The sequence below is a fragment of the Salinarchaeum chitinilyticum genome (genome assembly GCF_055390775.1).
On the sequence record NZ_AP043888.1, the window covers coordinates 2575726 to 2597317 of the forward strand.

The window sequence follows — 21592 nt, forward strand, 5'->3', positions numbered from 1 at the left end:
GCCGAACGTCCAGCCGGAGGGGTCAGAACGACGGCATCACGTCGTCGGCGACGAACTCGGCGAAGCGCTCCTGGTCGGGGCTGTGGCTCTGGTAGACGACGTGTTCGAATCCGCAGTCGACGTACGTCTCGGTCACGTCGATGATGTCCTGGGGATCGTCGGTCACGACGTAGGCGTCGGTGAGTTCTTCCTCGCTGACCTCCTCCTCGCCGGCCTGCTGGATGACGCGGGGATCGGCGACGTCGTCGGTGTAGAACCGGTCGACGAGCGTGCCTCGCCAGGGCAGCGCGGGCTCCAGTGCGGCCTCGTAGTCGTCGTCCAGGGAAACGTGGATGTGGATGGTCTTCTCGACGTCGTCGAACTGCTCGTTGCGATCGGACTTCGCGACGCCGTTCTCGACCTGCGTGAAGATGGTGTCCTGGATGAACTCGGGGTCGCCGTAGACGGTGATGAGACCGTCGCCGAGGTCGCCGGCCATCCGCGCCGCGGTCGGACCGCTCGCGGCGATGTGGATCGGCGGCGCCTCGTCGGGGCCGGTGTAGAGGTTCGCCTCGTCGGTCTGGTAGAAGTTGCCGTCGAAGGTGACGAACTCCTCCTCAAACAGCCGCCGGATGAGCCGGATGGCCTCCGCGGTACGCCGTGCGCGCTCGCCGTAGTCGGGCAGCGGGTTGCCCAGCGGCGACTCGTTGAGCGCCTCGCCGGTGCCCACGCCGAGGAAGACCCGGTCGGGGTAGAGCTCCGCCAGCGTCGCCAGTCGGTGGGCGACGTTCGCGGGGTGGTAGCGCCGGAGCAGCGCGCTAACGCCCGTGCCGATCTCCATGTCCTCCGTGCGTTCGAGCGCTGCGGGCATCCACGACCAGCAGTTCCCGCAGTTCGCGGGCTCGCCGCCCGCTTTCGTGTGGAACCACGGGTGGAAGTGGTCGTTGACGGTGATCGAGTCGAAGCCGTTGGCGTACGCGATGTCCACCTGATCGAGACACTGCTGGGGGGAGAACTCCTCGAGCGAGGCGAACCAGCCGAACTTCGTCATGGTCGCGTCTTTCCCGGCCCCCGGCATAACTCTTGAGACACCGGCCCCACCGGCCGCCGTTCGTGACGCGCCGTACTGCTCGTTCCAGCCATCCAGCTGGGGTCGCTATCCGCTGAAATCCGCTACTCCTCCGGCTTCACGATGTCGTCGAGGTTCTCGATGGTGATGTCGTAGCCCGCGCTTTCGCCGGGCAGGATGTCACCGAGCGCGGCGCCGAACGCGGCGGCGGTCCAGATCACGACGATCCGGGCGAGCACCTCGAACTCCGTGGGGTTCCCGACGCGATGACGGCCCCACAGGAAGAACAGTCCCGCCGCCGTGAGGAAGGAGGCGACCAGCACGCCGACCAGTCGTCTCGGGACGATTCCGAGGATCGGATTCGAGATCTTGACCTCGCGAATGTCCGCCCAGTAGAGCAACCCGATACTCATCACGACGACGAAGGCGACGTTGCCGATGAAGAAGATCGGAACGCCGAAGCGCCACCGGTCGCTGAGGAACGCCGCGACCTCGAAGACGCCCCCTTCGACGAGCATCGGCATGGAGATGAGGATCGCGCCGACGACCGCCTCGGCGACGTCCCGCGTCGTGTACTTCTGGATGTGGCCGCTGAGGAGGCCGCCGCCAGGGATGCGCTCGGCGAGACTGATCGTCGACTGGACCTGCTCGCGCTCGTGTTCGGAGTCGACGGTCTCCTCCAGCTCCTCGAGCTGGTCGAGGAGCGCGTCCACGTCCGGATCTCGGGAGGGGCCGGGCGGCGGCGTTCCGGCGTCACACGTTCCGTCGGCGGGGTCTCCGGCCCCGCCACTGGCACTCCCCGCGTCTCCGCTGTCGCTCATTCGCCGGAGAGTGCCGGAGCAGTGGCATAAACGCACCGCCGGTCGACGGCCCCGTGGTGCCCAGACGGCCCCGAACTGCGCGACCTCCGGTCAGACGCCCCAGAGCACCCAGATTCCGGCGGTGGTCACGACCGACAGCAGGAGCTGGAGGGGCGCGCCGACCCGCAGGAAGTCCGTGAACTTGTAGCCGCCGGGACCGTACACCATGAGGTTCGTCTGGTAGCCGATCGGCGTCATGAACGCCGTCGCGCCGGCGAACGTCACCGCGAGCAGGAAGGCGAAGGGGTTCGCGCCGAGCTGGAGCGCGGTGTCGACCGCCACCGGGAGCATGAGCACGACGGTCGCGACCGGCGTGATGACGTTCGCGAGCGCGCTCGTCACGACGTAGAAGAGGTAGAGCACGAGCAGCGCCGGGAGCACCTCGCCGCTCGCCGCGAGCGCGTCGGCGATCGCGGTCGCGCCGCCGGTGCGCTCCATCGCGAGCCCGAGCGGGATCACGCCAGCCAGGAGAAAGATCACGTTCCAGGAGACCGCCTCGTAGGCGTCAGACGGCGAGAGGCAGCCGGTGACGAACATCGCGAACGCGCCGCCGAGCGCGGCGATGACGATCGGAACCGGCGTCGCCGCCGCGGCGAGCACCACCACGAGCACAATCGAGAGCGCCACCGGTGTCCGGGGGGACAGCGGCGCGACAGCGTCGGAATCGGTCGCGTCGCGGGCCTCGAGCACGCGCTCGTCGACGATCCAGAGCTCCGGGCTATCGGCGAAGTACTCGATCGTCTCGGGGGTCGTTCGCAGGAGCAGGTGGTCACCGGGCTGGAGTTCCAGCGCCCCGAGATCGGTACGGTGGAGGGACCCCTCCCGCCGGATGGCAAGTACGCTCGTCCGGTGGAACCGCTCGAGGCCCGTCTCTGCCCACGTCTCGCCGACGAAATCGGAGTCCTCGGGGACGACCGCGGTCGCGAGCGTGTACGCCGTCGGTGCCTCGTCGAACGTCGCCGCCGTCACGTCCTCGCGATGGAGGTGCCGGAGGTCGTTCGTCTCGCGGAAGCGGTTGATCGCCTGCAGCGTTCCGTGGACGATCAGTCGGTCGTCGGGTCGCACGGTCGCCTCACCGTCGGGGAGTGCGAACACCTCGCCGTCGCGGCGAAGCTGGAGGATCGAGATCTCGGCGTCGGCGCTCTCGGCGACGTCGTCGACCGATCGGCCCACGAGTGGGGATCCCTCGCGGACGACGACTCGGCCCAGGTGGTCCTCCATGTCGAACCGTTCGAGCGGATCCGCGTCGACCGGAACGCGAGCGGGCGTCAGCGCCCGCCCGACCGTCAGGAGGTAGGCGATGCCGACGAGGAGGACGACGATCCCCAGCGGCGTGAACTCGAACATCCCGATGCCGTCGCGACCGGGGATCAGCTCCCCGGCGACGTCGCTCGCGAGGATGTTCGTCGCGGTTCCGATCAGCGTCAGCGTGCCGCCGAGGATCGCGGCGTAGGACAGCGGCAGGAGTAGTTTCGAGGGCGAGATCCCCGCGTCGCGGGCGAGGTCCTGCACCATCGGGATGAACACCGCGACGACGGGCGTGTTGTTGACGATCCCGGCGATCGGCCCCGTCGTACAGATCGTCGCCACGAGCGCCCGATCCGGATCCCCGTGCGTGAACGAGGCGAGCGCGACGCCGAGACGCTCGACGATGCCGGTCTGCTGGACGCCCGCGCTGAGCATGTACATCGCGACGATCGTGATCGTGGCGGGGTTCGAGAAGCCCGAAATCGCCTCTGCCGGGGAGAGTCCGATCCACGGCTCGGCGATCGCGATCGCCACGACGATCCCGATCGCGGTCACGTCGCTCGGGAACGTCTCGGAGACGAAGAGCACGAGCGCCACGGCGATCAGCGCGAAGACGACGAGGGCGCCCGTCGAGAGCCCCGCGACAGCCATGGATCCCCCGACGGACGGCCGCCGCTTGAGTCTTGGCACACGCGAACGGTCGCACGGGGCCTCTCGTCGCGATTCCCGTGCCCGGAGTCGACCCGGCAGTCCACACTTCCGGAGTGCTTTTCGCCCCGGCACGACAGGGCTCGTGCATGGACGAGCCGCCCGAAATCCTCCTCACGAACGACGACGGGATCGACGCTCCCGGGCTGGCGGCGCTCGAAGCCGGCCTCTCCGCGGTCGCAGACGTCACCGTGGTCGCACCCGCGACCGACCAGAGCAAGGTCGGCCGCCAGACCTCCACGGACGTCGTGATCGAGCGCCACAACGGCGGCGTCGCGCTGACTGGTACGCCCGCGGACTGCGTGATCGCCGGGCTCCAGGAGTTCTGTACCGATCCCGACCTCGTCGTTTCGGGCTGCAACCGCGGCGCGAACCTCGGCGGCTACGTGCTCGGCCGCTCGGGAACGGTCAGCGCGGCCGTCGAGGCCGCCTTCCACGGTGTGCCCGCCATCGCATCCTCGCTGTACGTTCCCGTCGACGACGCAGCCTTCGAGGACGCCGAGGTCGAGGAGCGGGACTTCCGCGAGGCCGTCCGCGCGACCCGGTTCCTCGTCGAGCACGCGCTCGACGCTGGCGTCTTCGAGCACGCCGACTACCTCAACGTCAACGCACCAGTGCCGGACGGCCGCCTCGCCGCGACGGCGTCCGGAGACGCGGAGGGGGAGACGGGAGCGGGCGACGGCACAGCGGTCAGCGGTGCCCCGGCGCAGATGCGCGTCACCTCGCCGTCGCACCGCTACGAGATGGACGCCGTTCGCGAGGGCGACCGGGTCCGTCTCGAGGACCGCATCTGGGAGCTGATGGCGGAGGGCGACCTCGAAGAGCTTCCGGGCACCGATCGCCACGCGATCCTCGACGGCGCAGTGAGCGTCTCGCCGCTCACCGCCCCTCACACCACCGAGCACCACGACGCGCTCGACGGGCTGGCGGAGGCCTACCCGACGGACGAGTAGTCGGCTGGCCGACTCGGGCGCCCTCGACTCGCGTAGTCGCGGTCCGTCACTCAGTCCCGGTCCTCGGCGACGCAGTCCCGGATCGGACCGAGGAGTTCGTCGGCGACGGCGTAGGGATTCGTCTCTCGGCGGTGGACTTCGGCGGCGAGTGACTCGATCCCGCCACGCTCGTCGATCTCGGCCTCCAGCAGCGTACCGAGGTCTTCGCGGAGCAGCGTCCGGATCTCCTCGGCGTATCGCGTCCTGGCACGGTCCTCGAGCGCGCCCGTGTTCGCGAGATAGCTGCGGTGGTCGTCGAACGCCTCGATCACTGCGTCGACGCCCTCGCCGTGGGTCGCGACCGTCTCGACGACCGGCGTCCGCCACTCGCCGTCCCCGGTGTCACCGTCCGGCTCCACTGCAGATTCGTCACTCTCCGACGTCGGCGCTTCGCCTCCGTCGGGGCCGTGGTGGCCGGTCCGCACGATCGGATCGACGTCCCGTTCGAGCTGGAGCATCTCGGTCAGCTCCTGGACCGTCCGGTTCGCGCCGTCGAGGTCGGCCTTGTTGACGACGAAACAGTCCGCGATCTCGAGGATGCCGGCCTTGAGCATCTGCACGTCGTCGCCAGCGCCGGGCTGGACCAGCACGGCGACGGTGTCGGCGGTCCGTACGACGTCGATCTCGTTCTGGCCGGCGCCAACGGTCTCGATGATGATTCGGTCCTTGCCGAAGGCGTCGAGCGCCCGGACGGCGTCGGCGGTCGCGGCGGCGAGGCCGCCCAGTGCACCGCGGGCGGACATCGAGCGCACGAACACGTCCATGTCGCCGACGGTCGAGCCCATTCGAATCCGGTCGCCGAGCACCGCGCCGCCGGTAAAGGGCGAGGCCGGATCGACGGCGATCACGCCGACGGTCTCGCCGCGGTCGCGGTACTCGAGGGCGAGCTTGTCGACGAGCGTGGACTTGCCGGTGCCGGGGCTGCCGGTGATCCCGACGACGCTGGCGTTCCCGGTGTGTTCGTGGAGTGCGCCGACGAGCTGCCGGTAGCCCGGCGTCCGGTCCTCGATGTAGGTGATCGCTCGCGCGAGTGCGCGATGCTCGCCAGCGAGCAGCGATTCGACGAGTGCCTCGACGTCGAACGCTGCCTCGGCGTCTCGAGCCGCTGCTCCATCGGACGCGTCGCCCGCGACCGACTCCTCGGTCATCGTCGGTCCCGGACGTTCTCGCGAACGAACTCGATCGTCGTCTCCAGCTCCGTCCCGGGGCCGAACACCTCGGCGACGCCCAGTTCCTTCAGCTCCTGCTCGTCGTCGTCGGGAATCACGCCGCCGACGATGAGGAGCGTGTCGTCCATCGCGCCGTACTCCTCGAGCCCCTCGATGACCTTCGGGACGAGCGTGTTGTGCGCGCCCGAGAGGATCGAGATGCCGAGGACGTCGACGTCCTCCTGGACCGCCGCCTGGACGATCTCGTCCGGGGCGTTGTGCAGGCCGGAGTAGATGACTTCGAAGCCCGCGTCGCGGAAGGCCCGCGCGATGACGTGCGCGCCGCGGTCGTGGCCGTCGAGGCCGACCTTCGCGACGAGGCAGCGGATCGTCCGTTGTTCCGCGTCCGCGCTCATACCCCGATTTGGCGGGGCTGGCATTTCACGCTAACGGGGAGTTGGTGGCGGCGAGTGGGCCGAGGCGTGCATCGGCGGGCAAGTTCGGGCATCGTCTCCCTCCCTGGGTAGCCGCGTAGTCGTGCCAGCCGGACCCGAAGAATATTGGGTCAGCGATCGCCGAAACGGAACGGCCATGAATCCGGCCCACGATCCCCCGACAATGGCCGACGCGTGGACGCAGTTGCAGGGTGACGGACCGTCGTGGCTGAAGGACAACGTGACGGCTGCCACCGCAGTCCTGACCCTCGTCGGGTTCGTCGCAGTGATCGGAACGTTCGAGGGCTTGATCCCGTTCTACCCGAACTTCGGCGAGCGGGGCGTGAACTGGCTGGGCCACGCCATCGCCGTCGTCAACCTCGCGGCGACGGCCTGCCTGATCGCCGGCTGGCGCTACGTCAAGCGCGGTGAGATCGAGAAGCACGCGAAATCGATGACCGCGGCGTTCGGGCTCATCCTGCTCTTCCTCACGCTCTATCTGCCGAAGGTCGGCGGCGGTGGCGAGAAGCGACTCGTCGAGTCCGTGCCGGATCCGATCGCGCTGGGCTACTTCGTCATGCTCGCGATCCACATCGTTCTCTCCGCGGTCGCGATGCCGGTCGTGATCTACGCGTTCCTGCTGGGCATCTCGCATACGCCCGCGGAGCTGCGTGACTCCCTGCATCCCCGCGTCGGGCGGATCGCTGCCGCGTCGTGGGTGCTGAGCCTCGTGCTGGGCGTGGTGACGTACGTGATCCTCAACCACGTCTACGGCTACGACTTCGCCCCGGCCTGAGCGAGCGATTGTGCCGCGGGATCGCTGACGGCGACGCCCCAACGAGCGTAGCGCCGGCCCCGCATCCCGAGAATCCCACCTGGCTTTATCTCCCTCCGCCGACGATATCCGATCACTGATGGGACGCCTATCGGAACTGTTCGCACCGTCGTCGATCGCCGTCGTCGGTGCGACGGACCGCGAGGGCTCCGTCGGCCGGGCGATCGTCGAGAACCTCCAGGCGGACTTCGAGGGGGAGATCGTCGCGGTGAACCCCTACCGGGGCTCAGTGCTCGGGCTGGACTGTTACGACGACCTCCAGTCGGCGCCGCGCGTCGATCTGGCCGTCGTCGTGGTGCCGCCCGACGCCGCGATCGAGACCGTTCGCTCGGCGGGGGAGGTCGGGATCGACAACGTCGTGGTGATCACTGCCGGCTTCGGCGAGACCGGCAGCGAGGGCGCCACGCGTGAACAGGAGCTCCAGGCCGTCGCGAGCGAGTACGACCTCAACGTCGTCGGGCCGAACAGCCTCGGCATCATGAGCACGCCCGTCGGGATGAACGCCACCTTCGGTCCCGACAACGCGCTGGCGGGCTCGATCTCCTTCATGAGTCAGTCCGGCGCGTTCGTCACCGCCGTGCTGGACTGGGCGATCCAGCAGGAGATCGGCTTCAAGGACGTCGTCTCGCTGGGGAACAAGGCGGTTCTCGACGAGACGGACTTCGTCCGGGCATGGGGCGAGGACGACGATACCGACGTGATCGTGGGCTACCTCGAGGGGATCGACCGCGGCCGCGAGTTCATCGAGGCCGCTCGTGAGACCAGCGAGGACACCCCGATCGTGCTCGTCAAGTCGGGCCGGACGGAGGCCGGCGCGCAGGCCGCCTCCTCCCACACCGGGACGATGGCCGGCAGCGAGGCGGCCTACGAAGCTGGCCTCGATCAGGCCGGCGTCCTGCGCGTCGACACCGTTCAGGAACTGTTCGACGCCGCGCGGGCGCTCTCCGGGCTCCCGCCGCTACCCGAGGACGACGTCGCAGTCGTCACGAACGCCGGCGGCCCCGGCGTGATGGCGACGGACGCCGTCGGCGACTCGTCGCTGAACCTCGCGTCGTTCAGCGACCAGACGCTGGAGTCCTTCGCCGAGCTCCTGCCCGAAGAGGCGACTGGCTACAACCCGGTGGACGTCATCGGCGACGCCGACGTCGATCGGTTCCGCGGCGCGCTCGACGTCGCGCTGAACGACGACGGCGTCGGCGCGGCGATCGTCCTCGCTGCGCCCACGGCCGTCCTCGACTACGAGGAGCTTGCCGACGCCGTCGGCGCGCTCCAGGCCGAGTACGGCAAGCCCGTCGTCGGCGCGTTCATGGGCGGGGAGAGCGCGGATCGCGGCGCCGCCGCGCTGCGCGAGCACGGCATCCCGAACTACTTCGATCCCGCCCGCGCGGTCGACAGCCTGGAGGCGCTCTCCCGGTACCGCGAGATCTCCGAGCGTGAGTACCCCGAACCGGAGACGTTCGAGGACGTCGACCGCGAGCGCGCCCGCGAGATCCTGGGCCGCGTCGAGGGTCGCTCGGACAACCGCCTCGGCGTGGAAGCGATGGACCTGCTCGACGCCTACGGGATCCCGACGCCCGACGGCGAGGTCGTCGACACGCCCGCTGCAGCAGAGGAAGTCGCAAAATCGATCGATGGCGACGTCGTGATGAAGATCGTCAGCCCGGACATCCTCCACAAGTCCGACATCGGCGGCGTCCGGGTCGGCGTCGCCGACGAGGACGTCCGGGACGCCTACGAGGACCTCGTCGCGCGGGCGCACAACTACCAGCCCGACGCGGACGTCCTCGGCGTCCAGGTCCAGGCGATGGTCGACCTCGACGACGCGACGGAGACGATCATCGGCGCGAACCGGGATCCGCAGTTCGGCCCGCTCGTGCTCTTCGGCCTCGGCGGTATCTTCGTCGAGGTGCTCGAGGACACGGCGCTGCGCGTCGGCCCCATTTCCGAGCCGGAGGCCCGGGCGATGGTCGACGACATCAAGGCGGCACCGCTGCTCCGCGGGGCGCGGGGCCGCGAGCCTGCGGACGTCGACGCCGTCGTCGAGGCGCTCCAGCGCCTCTCCCAGCTCGTCTGGGAGTTCCCGGCGATCCTCGAGCTCGACGTCAACCCGCTCGTCGCCGGTCCCGACGGCGCGAGCGCGATCGACGTCCGGCTCACCGTCGACCCCGACCAGCTCGCGGACGCGCCACGAACCGAGCTTCCCGGCACCGACGAGGTCGCCTCCGGGAGCGACGAGCCACCGGCGACGGCCCCGACCGACACCACCTCCACCCCAGACCAATGAGCGACGACACCCTACTCGTCACGGCACTCGCGGACGGCACCGGCAAGACGGCGGTCACGATCGCGCTCGGGCTCCACGCCCGGGATCGCGACGAGGCCGTCGGCTACATGAAACCCAAGGGCACACGCCTGCGCAGCCGCGTCGGCAAGACGGTCGACGAGGACCCGATGCTCGCCCGCGAGCTGCTCGGGTTCGAGGCGGAGATGCACGAGATGGAGCCCGTCGTCTACTCGCCGACGTTCGTCGAGCAGGCGGTGCGCGGGCAGGCCAATCCGGCTGACCTCCGCGCCCAGATCGAGGAGCACTTCGATACGCTGTCGGCCGAGGCCGACCGGATGTTCCTCGAGGGCGGTGGCACGCTGACGACCGGCGGCATCGTCGACCTCACCGACGCCGACGTCGCCGACTACGTCGACGCCGAGGTACTCGTCATCGCGGGCTACGACTCGCCGGGCGACCTCGACGACGTCCTGGCTGCCGTCGACACCGTCGGCCAGGATCGCCTTCGTGGCGTCCTCTTCAACGCCGTCGACGACGCGGCCTTCGACGGGCTCGAAGAGGACGCCGTCCCGTTTCTCGAGGAGCGCGACGTCCCCGTCCTCGGCGCGATCCCGAGGGTTCAGGAGCTCGCGGGCGTCACCGTCGGCGACCTCGCGGACGAACTCGGCGCGCGGGTCCTGACGAACGTCCCGACCGACGACTACGTCGAGCGCTTCTCCGTCGGCGCGATGGGCGCGGACTCCGCGCTCCGGCACTTCCGGCGGACCCGCGACGCGGCGGTCATCACCGGCGGCGACCGCTCGGACGTCCAGACTGCCGCGCTCGAGGCACCCGGCGTCAACTGCCTGATCCTCACGGGCGGCCACCGCCCCTCCAGCGCGGTCGTCGGCGCGGCCGAGGAGAAGGGCGTCCCGATCGTGCTCGTCCAGACGGACACGCTGACGACGATCGACCGCGCGGAGAAAGTCGTCAGCGGCGGTCGGACGCGTGACCCGGACGCAGTCAAGCGGATGCAGGGACTGCTCGGCGATCACGCGGACGTCGACGCGATCCTCGGCGACGGGGCGTAGCTGGCCGCCGGTGCGGCTCGGTTCGTGACGATCGGACGGGGAGCGTTTTCGACGGTTACTCGCTCATCCACAGCACGACTGCGATCACCAGCGACGCCGCCAGCGCCGCCAGCAGCCCCGCGAAGGCTCCGCGGAAGCTCGTCGCCGTCGCGGCGACGCCGACGATCCCCGGTGCGATCGCCCCGGCGCCCATGAGTCCGGTTCGGACAACGCCCAGCCCGCCGCCAACGAGGTCGTCGGGCAGCAGGCTCTCGAGGTGTGCGGCTCGCACCGGCCGGAACCCGTGCGCGCCGATACCGAGCGCGGCGACGATTCCACCCGTCGCGAGCGGGACGCCCGCGATCGTCGGGCCGCCGGCCGGCACGACGAGCAGTGCCGCGAGCGCCAGTGTCGCGACGCCGATCGTCGCCACGACGACCGGGAGACGACCGACGTGGTCGCTCGCCTCGCCCGTCCCCAGCTGGATCAGGCTCACGACGAAGAAGAGCGCGTAGAGGACGCTCGCGATTGCGGTCGAGACGCCGGCAGTACGGGCCAGGTAGAGCGGGAGGAAGGCGACGACGCCGTTGTACGCGAAGCCGAAACCGAGCGTCACCGCGACGAACGCGGCGAATCGCGGCCTGCGGAACGGGCGCGCGTACGATCGGAGCGACGGGCGCTCGGACGTTGCACCGTCGGCCTCGCCGGTCGTCTCGGCCGCTCCGGCCGCCCGAGGATCCGGAACGCGTCGCGGCACGCGAACGGAGAACGCGCCCGCACCGAGCACGGCGATCCCGCCACCCAGCAGGTAGAGCACCCGCCAGCCGACCACGTCGGTCTGGAGGACGAGCGCCACAACAGCCGGTGCGACGACGCCGCCGAACGTTCCGACCGTGTCGTGGACGCCCAGCGCCCGCCCGCTCCGGGCCGGGTAGGTGCGCGAGAGGAGACCGATCGCGACGGTCTTGTGGACGCCGGTGCCGGCGCCAAGCAGTAGCATGGCACCGACCAGCAACGCGAAGGGTCCGCCGCCGACGGTCGCGAACGCGCCGATGGCCCCGACGATCGCGCCGGCGGTCAGCACCTGCGTCGGACCGATCCGATCCGCGAGCACGCCGGAGGGGAACTGCATCGCTGCGTAGACGAGCATGAAGCCGGTGAACGCCCAGCCGAGCGCGGCCGTCGAGACGCCGTACTCCGCGCCGAGGGTCTCGAACAGCGGCGGGAACGCGTAGCGAAACAGCTTCGCGAGGAACCAGAGCAGCGACGTCAACAGCAGCGCGTCGTAGCGGCCGATCGTCCGGAGGCTCGTTCCTGCCATGCTGGGTTTCGCTTCGTGGCGTCTGCTCGTCCGTTCGTACGGGCGGAGTGGCGGTCGTCGTTTGGACCTTCCGTTTTCGGCAGTCGGCCAGTAGCCCGCTCCGGGGCGCTTGGATGCTGCCGCACGAATACAAAGGATAAATGCCCCCGCCCCCGAGTCGGCGGACATGAACGGGAACTCGTTCGGTCGCCTGTTCCAGGTGACCACCTACGGCGAGAGCCACGGTGAGGCGATGGGCTGCACCGTCTCGGGCTGCCCCGCTGGCGTCGAACTCGACGAGGAGCGGATCCAGCGCGAACTCGACCGGCGCAAGCCCGGCCAGTCGATGATCACGACGAGCCGCGGCGAGCCGGACGAGGTGACGATCAACTCCGGGACGCTCGAGGGGTACACCACCGGGACGCCGATTGGCATGACGATCCAGAACAAGGACGCCCGGTCGGGGAAGTACGAGCCGTTCGTCACCGCCCCGCGACCCTCCCACGGCGACTACACCTACTCCGCGAAGTTCGGCACCCGGAACTGGGGCGGCGGCGGGCGATCCTCAGCACGCGAGACCGTCAACTGGGTCGCCGCCGGAGCGATCGCGAAGGCGGTCCTCGACCAGTCCGAGCACGACGTGACCGTCAAGGCCCACGTCAACCAGATCGACGACATCGAGGCCCCGCCGGTCACCTGGGAGGAGATGCTCGAACACACCGAGGAGAACGAGGTCCGCTGTGCGGATCCCGAGACGGCCGAGGAAATGCGCGAGCACCTCGAAGAGGTCCAGCGCCAGGGCGACTCCGTCGGCGGCTCGGTCTACTTCGAGTGCCGAGGCGTCCCCCGCGGGCTCGGCGCTCCGCGGTTCGACAGCTTCGCCGCCCGGCTCGGCCAGATGGTGTTCTCGATCCCCGCGACGACTGCCTTCGAGTACGGCATCGGCAAGGAGGCCCGCTCGGTGAAGGGTCACGATCGCAACGAGGACTGGGAGGCTTTCGATCCGGACGGCGACGGCGGCGAGGCCGGTGCCGGCCAGCGCGGTGACGAGGTCGTCGCGGAGGAGGGCGACCCGGTCCCCGTCGGCAACGACCACGGCGGCCTGCAGGGCGGCATCACCACGGGCGAGCCGATCTACGGCGAGATCTCCTGGCACGCGCCGGTATCGATCCCGAAAGAGCAGACGACCGTCGACTGGGAGACCGGCGAGGAGAAGACGATCCAGGTCACCGGCCGGCACGACCCCTCGCTGCCGCCCCGCGCAGTGCCTGTCGTCGAGGCGCTGTTCTACTGTACGATCCTCGACTTCATGCTGCTGGGCGGTCGGATCAACCCCGATCGACTGGACGACCAGCCCGGCGAGTACGCCACCGACTACCACCCGAGCTGTCCACAGACCGAGGAGTAACGGTCAGATTCGCGGATCCCGCCGGACGACTCCGGTCGGAGATCCGCTACCCGTCGCCGTCCTCGTCGACGATGACGACCTCGCCGTCCTCGTCGACGATGACGACCTCGCCGTCGACGACGTCGACGTTCACGAGCGTCTTCACGTCCTGGTCGTCGTCGAGTTCGGTAACGCCGCCGACCTTCTTGATCACAGCGACGGTGTCCACGACGTCCGCGCCGATCTCCTCCAGCGCGCCGAGCACTGCCGAGAGCGTGCCGCCGGTCGAGAGCACGTCGTCGATCACGACCACGCGCTCGCCGGGGTGGACGTCGTTGACGAACATCTGGCTCTCCCCGTACCCCGTCTCCTGGTGAAGGGGCGTCTCGCCCTCCAGCCCGTACTCCCGCTTGCGGATCACCACGAGCGGAAGGTCCGTCGCCAGGGAGAGCGCGGTCGAGATGTGGATCCCCATCGCCGCGGGGGTGACGATCTTGTCGACGTCCGCGAGTTCGGCCTTCCGGACGATCTTCACGGTGATCTCGCGAAGGAGCGCGGGATCGAGCGTGGGCACGCCGTCGCTCACCGGATGGACGAAGTAGTGGTAGCCGTCCTTCTCGACGATCGGCGCGTCGCGCAGCGACGCCTGCAGCCGGTCCATACGCTGCCTTCCCCGGGTGGGGGCAAAAGCGCCACGGCGTGGGTCGCTGGCACCGCTCCGGTCGGGATCGGACCGTCGCTATCGCCAGCGTGCGAGCTCCGTGTACCTGATTCCGTTCCACCAGACGACCCGGACGTCGTCGGATCGCGTGACGCCAGCGACAGTGATCGAATCGCCCGAGGAGACCGTTTCGTGGGCGGAGAAGTTCGCCGCCGACCGGTTCGCTACCACCACGTAGAGGTATCGACCGTCGACGTCGTCGCCAGCCTGGTGGCGAACGGTGAGCGTCTCCGTCTCGTCGTCGTAGTCGAAGGCGAAGCTGGCCTGGGGCGTCGGGTTGCCGCGATACTGGTCGGCCAGCACGCCGGCGTAGGCCGCCACCACCAGCGCTCCGGCGACCACCAGACACACGACGAGTACGACTCTCGCCACCGGGACGCCGCTGGGATATCGATCAGTGTCGTCGAACACGCGACTCCTCGGTCAGTTGGGGCAGGCGTGGAAAAAGCGTTCGTGCCGACTGCGCTGGCGTCACGGTCCGCGGCGGTGCGAATCGCGGTCCGGCTCCTATCCGAGTCGCTCGTCCGCGAGGATGCTCGAGGAGTCGCCGTCGCTCCAGTAGAGGCGGATCTTCTTCCCGTCCATCTCCGAGGTGTTGCCCTCGATGACGAGCCGGTCGCTAGCCGTGACCGTGTCGCCCCAGCCGTTCTGGATCAGCGTGAACCCGTTCTCGGCCTCACCGTCGGCGTAGGCAGTCACGCCGCCGACCGTCACCTCGAGTGTCGACGCATCGACGTCCTCACCGCCGCCGTGGAGGATCGTGACGGTGCTGTTGGCTGCGGAGTCGTTCACGTTCTCGCTGAACTCCCAGCTCGCCGAGGGGCTGGAGTCGGTGAGCTCGCTCCCGATGCCGAGGACGAACGTGCCGATGACCGCGGCGAGGATGATCGTCACCGCGACCATCAACACGACGCCGAGCACCGAGGAGATGGCGTCGTCGTCGCGGCACAGGGAGCCGAGCTTCATCTCGGCCCGAAGTAGCGGAGCCCCACATATATCTGTCGTGGCCGACCAGATGGTCAGGTCGTCTCGTACTCGCCGATGATCTCGGAGCCGCCGCCACTCGAGGACTCCCAGATGACCCGGACCTCCGAACCCGAGGCGATCGACGATCCGGGCGTACAGTTGGAACCCGACCCCCTGTAGACCGTGATCGTATCTGCGGGGTCGAGCTGACCGGACCACGAGCTCCCGTCCTTCGTGCAGGCCTCGCTCCCGTCGAGTTCGATCGTCAGCTCGCCCGCGCTGACGCCCCGTGGTTCGACCATCGTGACGGTGACGTTGCCGTCCTCCTGGTGGAACTGGATCTCGGTCTCCGGCGTCGGTTCGCCGGGGCCGAACCCGAGCACGAACACGGCAATCGTTCCCGTCAGCATGACGGCGATCCCGACGAGCAACACGACGCCGACGACTGGCGAGACCGCGTCGTCGCCCGGTCGGAATCGATGACGGCGCATCGCCCGGGACAATGGGACGGTGGTACTAATGTTTCGTGGTGCACGTCACGGAAACAGCGACCGGCGCCGATCGCTCGTTCGAGCGCCCTTGCTCCCTCAACGCCCGATCGACGGGTACCACGTCCGGTTCGAGCGCTGGATTCATCCCGCCGGCCCGCGACCACCGGGTATGTTCGAGCCGGACGAGCTCGCGGGGATCGTCGACACGTTCGGTGCACTCGAGCGCGCGGAGCTGGAGCGGGCGTGCTCGGAGACGGCCTTTCGCCGCGGAGCGGATCTCGAGGACGACGTCGTCGACGCTGCGATCGAGGACGCGATCGACGCCTACGCGCTCGTCGAACACGACGGGCGGCTCGTCCCCGGACCCGCGGCGTTTCCGACGCTCCCCGACGGCGCCGAAGACCTCCCGCACATCCTCGACGCCGGCCGGCGCGACGTCGATCGGGACGCGGTCGCCGCCACCGTCGTCGATCGGTTCGAGGCGGAGCTGGTCGCGGCGATCGACGCGGGTGACCGCGAGCGTTGCGAGCGGCTCATCGATCGCAGCTACGAGATCGAGGCCTGGGGTGCAGTCGAACTCGATGGGGTGCGCGATCGCATCGACGACGAACTCGACATCGATCTCGACGTCGATATCGACGACGGATCCGGCGACGAACCCGACGAGTGACTGACACCGGTCTGCGTGTGAAGCCTCGCAGGCAGTAGATGGACGGGCTCGCTCGGCAACTGCCGGTCGCTACGCCGAACGCCAAACGCTAAACCGTGGATCGTGTACGGCTCCCCATGCGGCTGGACCTGTCCGCTGTGATCGGACGCGATCCACACGTCGTGGCGGACCAGCCGCGGGACGCTGCCGTGCTCGCGCCCGTGATCGAGCGCGACGACGGCCACTCGCTGCTGTTCATCAAGCGATCCGAGGACCTCGGCGAACATCCCGGCCAGATGGGCTTCCCGGGCGGCGGTTCCGAACCGGAGGACGCGGACCTTCAGGCGACGGCGCTCCGCGAGGCCAACGAGGAGATCGGACTGGAAGCCGACGAAGCCCGCGTCCTGGGCCGGCTCGACGACATCCGGACCGTCACCGAGTACGCCGTGACGCCGTTCGTCGGGACGATCGCCGACCGGGAGTACACGCCCGACGGCGTCGAGGCGACCGAGATCGCGGTGCTCCCCGTCGCGGCGCTGACCGACCCGGCGAACTACGAGTACGAACGCCGCGAGCACCCGACCCACGGCGAGGTCGTCGTCCACTACTTCCGCGTCGACGGCTACACCGTCTGGGGCGCGACGGGACGGATCCTCGTCGACCTTCTCGAACGCACGAGCGACTGGCGAGCGCCCGTGCGCTCCGAGCGAGACGTCGCGTAGGGCCCGACCCGGCTTGCCTCGGACCCGCAATCGGTTTGGGCCGCGCCGACCTACGGATACTCGATGGACATCGCGCCCGGTGGCCTCCGCTACGGAGTAGTGCTCGTCGCCGCGGGCGCCCCCGCGCTCTTGATCGGCCCGGCGCCGGCGGCACTGCTCGTGGTCCTGGGCCTGGCTGCGGTCTGGTTCCACCGCGATCCGGATCGGACGATCCCGGCGTCGGGCGCGGTCGCGCCGGCGGATGGGACGGTCTCGGTCGTCCGGACGGAGGACGACGCCGCTCACGCCGCCGACGGCTCGCGGCTGCTCGTTGGCACCTTCATGAACGTCCACGACGTGCACGTGAACCGCTCGCCCCTCTCCGGCACCGTGACTGGCGTCGAGCACCAGCCGGGCGCCCACCGGCCAGCGTTCTCGAAGGAGTCCGAGCGCAACGAGCGAGTGATCGTCGACCTCGACACCGCTCGCGGTCCAGTGACGGTGACGCTCATCGCCGGCGCGTTCGCGCGACGAATTCATCCCTACGTCGAGACTGGCGACGAACTGGAGCGCGGCGAGCGGATCGGCCACATCTCCTTCGGCAGCCGCGTCGACGTGCTGTTTCCGCCGGGAGTCGATCGCAGCGATCTCGCCGTCGAGGAAGGCGAGAGCGTGACTGCGGGGGAGAGCGTGCTCGTCGAGGCGTCGCAGCTCCCGGAACGACCGTAGCTGGCCTGCCGTGGGTCCGAGTCAGGGTTCTGGATAGCCAGAGAGGTCGATCCGCTCACGCCGCCCGTCGAGCACGTCGAAGCGCTCGTCGCGACGACGCTCGAGCCAGTGCAGGAGCAGCCCCGCCCACTCGAGCTTTCGTGCTTTCAGTCCGGCCGCTGCGTCGAGATCCCACCCCGGAAAGACGAGCTGCCTCCCACCGATCGCGTCGGCGAGGAAGGCGGCGCGGTCGCCGTCCGTGAAGCCGCCGTAGTTGTAGAGCGGGCCGACCGGCTTGGCCTGCGTCGTCCCGACGATCCGCGACCGGGGAAACTGTGGGACGAACTCCTCGAGGAGATCACGGTTGTCCCCGTGGGCGTGGATCGCGACCGGGACGCCCTCCCCCGCGAGGGCGAGTGTCCCCTTGGGATCGCCGTCGAGGTCGGTGACGACGAGGTCGGGGCGGATCCCCTGTGCCGCGAGCCTCGTGCCCGCGTCGGAGGCGGCGACGACAGCGTCTGCGTCCTCGGCGAGCGACCGCTGGGCTTCCAGGCTGGGGGCAGCGCCCGCGACGGCGACCGTATCGTCGGCGGAGAGTCCGATCTCGTCGAGATCGAACTGGTCGACGCGCTCGACGAGCCAGTCTCGGGCACGCTCGTCGCTGGACCGGTCGTAGCCGAAATCGGCCAGGATCGCGTCGTAGAACGGCTCCCACTCGTGGAACTCCATAGTCAGTGCTGGGGACACCCGTTGCTTAGCGATCGATCACTCGCAAGAAACCGCTGTCGCGGGCCGGAATGGCGATCGTGTACCCCTACCCGAGCGCCCTCCCGGCGTGCACCCGAGGCTTGCATGGCATCCGTCATAAGTTTTCTCTTAGGGTAGGAAGGGACTGTATCGCCGTTCCGAGACGTTCCATCCCGCCGCTTGCTGTGAGTTCTGCCGATAAAGTAGAAATTACCTGACGGGATCCGATGACGAGCGTCGGACGATCGCCGGTCACGATCGCTCCCGCCGCCTCCGCGCGGTCGCGGAGTCGTTCTCGGCTCGTGGGATCGAGCCCATCGACGGCGAGAATCGACGAGACGGCCTCGCCCGCGAGACTTGCGTCGCCGCCGGCCGCCTCGACGTGACGGGCTGCTTCCCGCCGGGTTCGAACGGAGATCTGCTCGACGGTGACGTCGTCCTCGACGACGCGAGCAGCCGGTTCTTCGTCGAAGGCGTCGGCGATCAGCGCTGCGTCGCGCGTCTCGGCGACGTCGTGGGTCCGGACCACGTTTGCGCCACGTTCGATCGCCATCGCCGTTGCAGCGAGGCTCACGGGAAGCGCGTCCTCCGTCGAGCGGTCGGCGATCGTCCGGAGGAAGTTCTTCCGGTTGATCGAGACGAGGATCGGCTGGCCGAGCGCCCGGAACTCCCGGAGGCGTCGGAACGTCTCGCGATCGTGCCGGAGGGTCTTGCGTTCACTCCAGCCGCCGAAAGCCGGATCTACGATCGTCTCGTCGGTGAGACCGTTCTGTTTGAGTGCTTCGTACACCCGATCGACGTAGTCGGACTGTTCGAGCCACTCCGCCGAGTGGCGTTCCACCCAGTCAGTGTCGTCGATCGCGCCTGGGCGTTCCAGATCCGGCGGACTCGCCATCTTGGCGACGGCGACGCCGTACTCCGTGGCGACCTCGGGCATCGCGGGATCGGCGAACCCGCAGACGTCGTTGATCATGTCGAACCCGCGCTCGATCGCGGCCTCCGCGACTTCCGCGTAGCGCGTCTCGATCGAGAAGACCGCGTCGCCGCTGGTCGATTCCATCGCGTCGACCGCGGTGTCCAGGCGGTCGAGTTCCTCCTCGATCGTCAGGACGTCGTAGCGCTTGTTCGCGCTCTCGAGTCCGACGTCCACGATGTCGGCTCCTTCCGCGATGAGCTCCTCGTCGACGTAGCTGGCGGCTTCTCCTGCATCGTCGAAGACGCTGGGGTCGTAGGGCGACTCTTCGCTGACGTTCAGCACGCCCATGATCCGCGGCGGATGTCCGTCGCCGATCTGGAGCCCCGCGGCGTCGACGCTTCGCATACCAGTGCCTGGGCTGCCGGACTTTAATGGCGACCGATTCCGGCACGATCGCACCGGTGGAACCGTTCGACCTGCCCGATCGGTTCGCTCCGTCGCCTGCCTTCGCAGACGCTATACGCCCGCGGCAGCTACCCGCGGGCATGGCCAAGGTGAGCGTGGGACTTCGGGGGTGGCGCTTCGACGAGGACGCCGTTTTCGACGAGGACGGCGAGTTCCTGCCGCTCGACGAGATGGACGAGGACGTCCGCGAGCGGGTCGTCCGCCTCGCCGAACTCGTCGCCTCGCCCTGTGACGCGTGCTGGCTGATCCACGGCGACGAAAACATCGCGGAGTGTAACGTCGCGGAGGCGGTCTACGGCGAGCTCGCCGCGGAAGTGATCCTCTGTCCCGAGCACGAGAACGACCTCGTCTACTGGTACCGCGAGGCCGGCGGCAAGGAGTACCGCGGGACGGAGGCGTTCCAGGACGAGTTCTACGAGTGGTTCGAAGCCGGGAACCGCGCGCCCGACGACTTCGACGGCATCGAGCACGTCGACACCGATCCACTCGACGTGCCGACGCCCTCCGCGCCCAGCGCCGAGGAGCGCGCCGAGCAGTGGGAGGTCAGCGAGAAAATCGACGTCCGCGACGTCGATCTCGGGCAGGACTACCCCTCGAAGTAGCATGGCGGAGGACGCTCCGGCCGAACCGTCCGAGGCCGACGCTGCTTCGACAGAGCGGTCTACCCCCGCAGTTGCTGTCGTCGATCCACAGACGCCCGGGAACGTCGGCACCATCGCACGCGCGATGAAGAATTTCGGGTTCGAAGACCTCCTCGTGATCGACGGGCCCGAACTCGATCCCGCGGGCGAGGCATACGGTTTCGCCGGGCAGGCCCGGGACGACATTCTCCCCGAACACGACCGGCCGAGCTTCGACGAACTCGTCGAATCCTACTACACCGTCGGCTTCACCGCGATCACGAACGAGAACGCGACGAGCCACGTCCGCTATCCGTTCGCGACGCCCGCGGAACTCGCCGAGGAGCTGGCCGACGTCGACGCCGACGTCGCGTTCGTCTTCGGCCGCGAGGACAACGGGCTCGACAACGCGGAGCTCGAACGCCTCGATCGAATCTGCTCGATTCCAGCGAGCGCGGAGTATCCCGTGTTGAACCTCGGGCAGGCGGCGACCATCTCGCTGTACGAACTCCGGGAGCTGGCGATGGACGAGACGCAGCTCCCCGATCCCGACCACGACCGCGCGAGCGAGCGCGAGATCGAACTGCTCTACCAGCACTTCGAGGACTTCCTGGCCTCGAACGGCCACCCCGAGGAGAAGCGCCCGAAGGCCAGCCGGATGTTTCGGCGGCTGGTCGCTCGCGCGCATCCGACGAACCGGGAGGCGAGTACGCTGACGGGGATTTTCCGGCGTGGGGCGCAGTTCGCCGATCCGCCCGAGGAAGCGCGAGAGGAATGACGTTGGTATCTCTGCAGTAACGGCGTCGGAAGCCCCTCGCGCTCGCAGCCCCTGTTCCGGAAGACCCGCTTCGCTCGACTTCCGACGTTCCGCTCGCTACGCTCGCGGAACAGTCGCTGCGCGCCTCGCTCCCTCTGGTCGCTCGGTGCTTACTTCTTCAGGAGCTGCGAGCGGTCACCGGGAGACCGAAGGTCTCCCGAGCAGACGGACGTAGTCCGTCAACGACCCCTTCCATTCCCACCCGGCGTTGTTTGCGCGGTATCGCGACGCTCCGGTGGATCGCGTCGGCGCGCGCTACGCGATGGGCTGCGAGCCCCGAAGCGGGCGAGCAGCCCATCGCAGGCACCGTGCGAGGGCCGAGCGATGCTGGATCGGAGATCCAGCAAGTCTGAGGCTTCACCTCAGGCAGCACAGCGGTGAGCGAAGCGAACCCGAGCAGCGCAGAAGGCTGGGGAGGATTGAGGTTGTCTGGGTGGACATCGAAAGGGGCCGATCGCTCGACGGTGCGAGGCGACGTAAGCACCGCAGGGAGCGAGC

General features: G+C 69.0%; 22 protein-coding genes. 10 read left to right on the forward strand and 12 right to left on the reverse strand.

What is annotated here, in order from left to right; all coding sequences use genetic code 11:
* Nucleotides 1–22: 22 nt before the first annotated feature.
* The 3 genes from ACZ5KP_RS12465 to ACZ5KP_RS12475 form a co-directional block, all read right to left on the reverse strand.
* On the reverse strand, nt 23–1030 hold the full coding sequence (locus tag ACZ5KP_RS12465; RefSeq protein WP_460917992.1) for an LLM class flavin-dependent oxidoreductase: 1008 nt from the start codon (nt 1028–1030) through the stop codon (nt 23–25).
* A 122-nt stretch (nt 1031–1152) separates the two neighbouring features.
* The gene (locus tag ACZ5KP_RS12470) at nt 1153–1869 is read right to left on the reverse strand and encodes a DUF2391 domain-containing protein (RefSeq protein WP_460917993.1); all 717 of its coding nucleotides are present in this window, start codon (nt 1867–1869) and stop codon (nt 1153–1155) included.
* 90 nt (nt 1870–1959) lie between these two features.
* On the reverse strand, nt 1960–3807 hold the full coding sequence (locus ACZ5KP_RS12475) for an SLC13 family permease (RefSeq protein WP_460917994.1): 1848 nt from the start codon (nt 3805–3807) through the stop codon (nt 1960–1962).
* Between the two features lie 146 nt (nt 3808–3953).
* Here ACZ5KP_RS12475 and surE point away from each other — a divergent pair, with 146 nt between their 5' ends.
* Nucleotides 3954–4817, forward strand: a complete 864-nt coding sequence (gene surE / locus ACZ5KP_RS12480) for a 5'/3'-nucleotidase SurE (RefSeq protein ID WP_460917995.1) — start codon at nt 3954–3956, stop codon at nt 4815–4817.
* 50 nt (nt 4818–4867) lie between these two features.
* Here the strand turns inward: surE and meaB are convergent, their stop codons facing one another.
* Entirely contained in the window at nt 4868–6004 is a 1137-nt protein-coding gene (meaB, locus tag ACZ5KP_RS12485) for a methylmalonyl Co-A mutase-associated GTPase MeaB (RefSeq protein ID WP_460917997.1), read from the reverse strand.
* Entirely contained in the window at nt 6001–6420 is a 420-nt protein-coding gene (locus ACZ5KP_RS12490; RefSeq protein ID WP_460917998.1) for a cobalamin B12-binding domain-containing protein, read from the reverse strand. The genes meaB and ACZ5KP_RS12490 overlap by 4 nt, the downstream gene beginning before the upstream one ends.
* A gap of 202 nt (nt 6421–6622) precedes the next feature.
* Here ACZ5KP_RS12490 and ACZ5KP_RS12495 point away from each other — a divergent pair, with 202 nt between their 5' ends.
* From ACZ5KP_RS12495 to ACZ5KP_RS12505, 3 genes are all read left to right on the forward strand, one after another.
* The gene (locus ACZ5KP_RS12495; RefSeq protein ID WP_460917999.1) at nt 6623–7234 is read left to right on the forward strand and encodes a DUF420 domain-containing protein; all 612 of its coding nucleotides are present in this window, start codon (nt 6623–6625) and stop codon (nt 7232–7234) included.
* A gap of 118 nt (nt 7235–7352) precedes the next feature.
* On the forward strand, nt 7353–9557 hold the full coding sequence (locus ACZ5KP_RS12500; protein ID WP_460918001.1) for an acetate--CoA ligase family protein: 2205 nt from the start codon (nt 7353–7355) through the stop codon (nt 9555–9557).
* Nucleotides 9554–10627, forward strand: a complete 1074-nt coding sequence (locus ACZ5KP_RS12505; protein ID WP_460918003.1) for a phosphotransacetylase family protein — start codon at nt 9554–9556, stop codon at nt 10625–10627. Before ACZ5KP_RS12500 ends, ACZ5KP_RS12505 begins: the two co-directional genes overlap by 4 nt.
* A 55-nt stretch (nt 10628–10682) precedes the next feature.
* Here ACZ5KP_RS12505 and ACZ5KP_RS12510 read toward each other — a convergent pair whose 3' ends face one another.
* Nucleotides 10683–11927 carry an MFS transporter gene (locus ACZ5KP_RS12510; protein WP_460918004.1) on the reverse strand — a complete coding sequence of 415 codons (1245 nt, stop codon included), beginning with the start codon at nt 11925–11927 and terminating at the stop codon, nt 10683–10685.
* A gap of 166 nt (nt 11928–12093) precedes the next feature.
* Here ACZ5KP_RS12510 and aroC point away from each other — a divergent pair, with 166 nt between their 5' ends.
* Nucleotides 12094–13314: a chorismate synthase gene (gene aroC / locus ACZ5KP_RS12515; RefSeq protein WP_460918005.1), complete on the forward strand. Its 1221-nt coding sequence runs from the start codon at nt 12094–12096 to the stop codon at nt 13312–13314.
* Between the two features lie 46 nt (nt 13315–13360).
* Here the strand turns inward: aroC and hpt are convergent, their stop codons facing one another.
* The 4 genes from hpt to ACZ5KP_RS12535 form a co-directional block, all read right to left on the reverse strand.
* The gene (hpt, locus tag ACZ5KP_RS12520; RefSeq protein ID WP_460918007.1) at nt 13361–13954 is read right to left on the reverse strand and encodes a hypoxanthine/guanine phosphoribosyltransferase; all 594 of its coding nucleotides are present in this window, start codon (nt 13952–13954) and stop codon (nt 13361–13363) included.
* A 78-nt stretch (nt 13955–14032) separates the two neighbouring features.
* Nucleotides 14033–14425: a type IV pilin domain-containing protein gene (locus tag ACZ5KP_RS12525; RefSeq protein WP_460918008.1), complete on the reverse strand. Its 393-nt coding sequence runs from the start codon at nt 14423–14425 to the stop codon at nt 14033–14035.
* A gap of 96 nt (nt 14426–14521) precedes the next feature.
* Nucleotides 14522–14980 carry a type IV pilin domain-containing protein gene (locus tag ACZ5KP_RS12530; protein WP_460918009.1) on the reverse strand — a complete coding sequence of 153 codons (459 nt, stop codon included), beginning with the start codon at nt 14978–14980 and terminating at the stop codon, nt 14522–14524.
* A gap of 53 nt (nt 14981–15033) precedes the next feature.
* The gene (locus tag ACZ5KP_RS12535; protein WP_460918010.1) at nt 15034–15471 is read right to left on the reverse strand and encodes a type IV pilin domain-containing protein; all 438 of its coding nucleotides are present in this window, start codon (nt 15469–15471) and stop codon (nt 15034–15036) included.
* 169 nt (nt 15472–15640) lie between these two features.
* On the opposite strand from ACZ5KP_RS12535, the gene ACZ5KP_RS12540 reads away from it, so the two are divergent.
* The 3 genes from ACZ5KP_RS12540 to ACZ5KP_RS12550 all read left to right on the forward strand — a co-directional run bounded on the left by ACZ5KP_RS12540 (nt 15641) and on the right by ACZ5KP_RS12550 (nt 17550).
* Nucleotides 15641–16141, forward strand: coding sequence for a DUF7109 family protein (locus ACZ5KP_RS12540; RefSeq protein WP_460918011.1), 501 nt, complete (start codon nt 15641–15643; stop codon nt 16139–16141).
* 116 nt (nt 16142–16257) lie between these two features.
* Nucleotides 16258–16842 carry an NUDIX hydrolase gene (locus ACZ5KP_RS12545; protein WP_460918012.1) on the forward strand — a complete coding sequence of 195 codons (585 nt, stop codon included), beginning with the start codon at nt 16258–16260 and terminating at the stop codon, nt 16840–16842.
* A gap of 63 nt (nt 16843–16905) precedes the next feature.
* Nucleotides 16906–17550, forward strand: coding sequence for a protein sorting system archaetidylserine decarboxylase (locus ACZ5KP_RS12550; RefSeq protein ID WP_460918013.1), 645 nt, complete (start codon nt 16906–16908; stop codon nt 17548–17550).
* Nucleotides 17551–17571: 21 nt separating this feature from the next.
* On the opposite strand, the gene ACZ5KP_RS12555 is transcribed toward ACZ5KP_RS12550, so the two are convergent.
* Together ACZ5KP_RS12555 and folP are read right to left on the reverse strand one after the other, a co-directional pair.
* The gene (locus tag ACZ5KP_RS12555) at nt 17572–18258 is read right to left on the reverse strand and encodes a 6-hydroxymethylpterin diphosphokinase MptE-like protein (protein WP_460918014.1); all 687 of its coding nucleotides are present in this window, start codon (nt 18256–18258) and stop codon (nt 17572–17574) included.
* Nucleotides 18259–18391: 133 nt separating this feature from the next.
* Nucleotides 18392–19597, reverse strand: a complete 1206-nt coding sequence (gene folP, locus ACZ5KP_RS12560) for a dihydropteroate synthase (RefSeq protein WP_460918016.1) — start codon at nt 19595–19597, stop codon at nt 18392–18394.
* Nucleotides 19598–19737: 140 nt separating this feature from the next.
* On the opposite strand from folP, the gene ACZ5KP_RS12565 reads away from it, so the two are divergent.
* Both ACZ5KP_RS12565 and ACZ5KP_RS12570 read left to right on the forward strand, forming a co-directional pair.
* Nucleotides 19738–20259 carry a hypothetical protein gene (locus ACZ5KP_RS12565; RefSeq protein WP_460918019.1) on the forward strand — a complete coding sequence of 174 codons (522 nt, stop codon included), beginning with the start codon at nt 19738–19740 and terminating at the stop codon, nt 20257–20259.
* A 1-nt stretch (nt 20260) separates the two neighbouring features.
* Nucleotides 20261–21055 carry an RNA methyltransferase gene (locus tag ACZ5KP_RS12570; protein ID WP_460918020.1) on the forward strand — a complete coding sequence of 265 codons (795 nt, stop codon included), beginning with the start codon at nt 20261–20263 and terminating at the stop codon, nt 21053–21055.
* Nucleotides 21056–21592 lie beyond the last annotated feature (537 nt).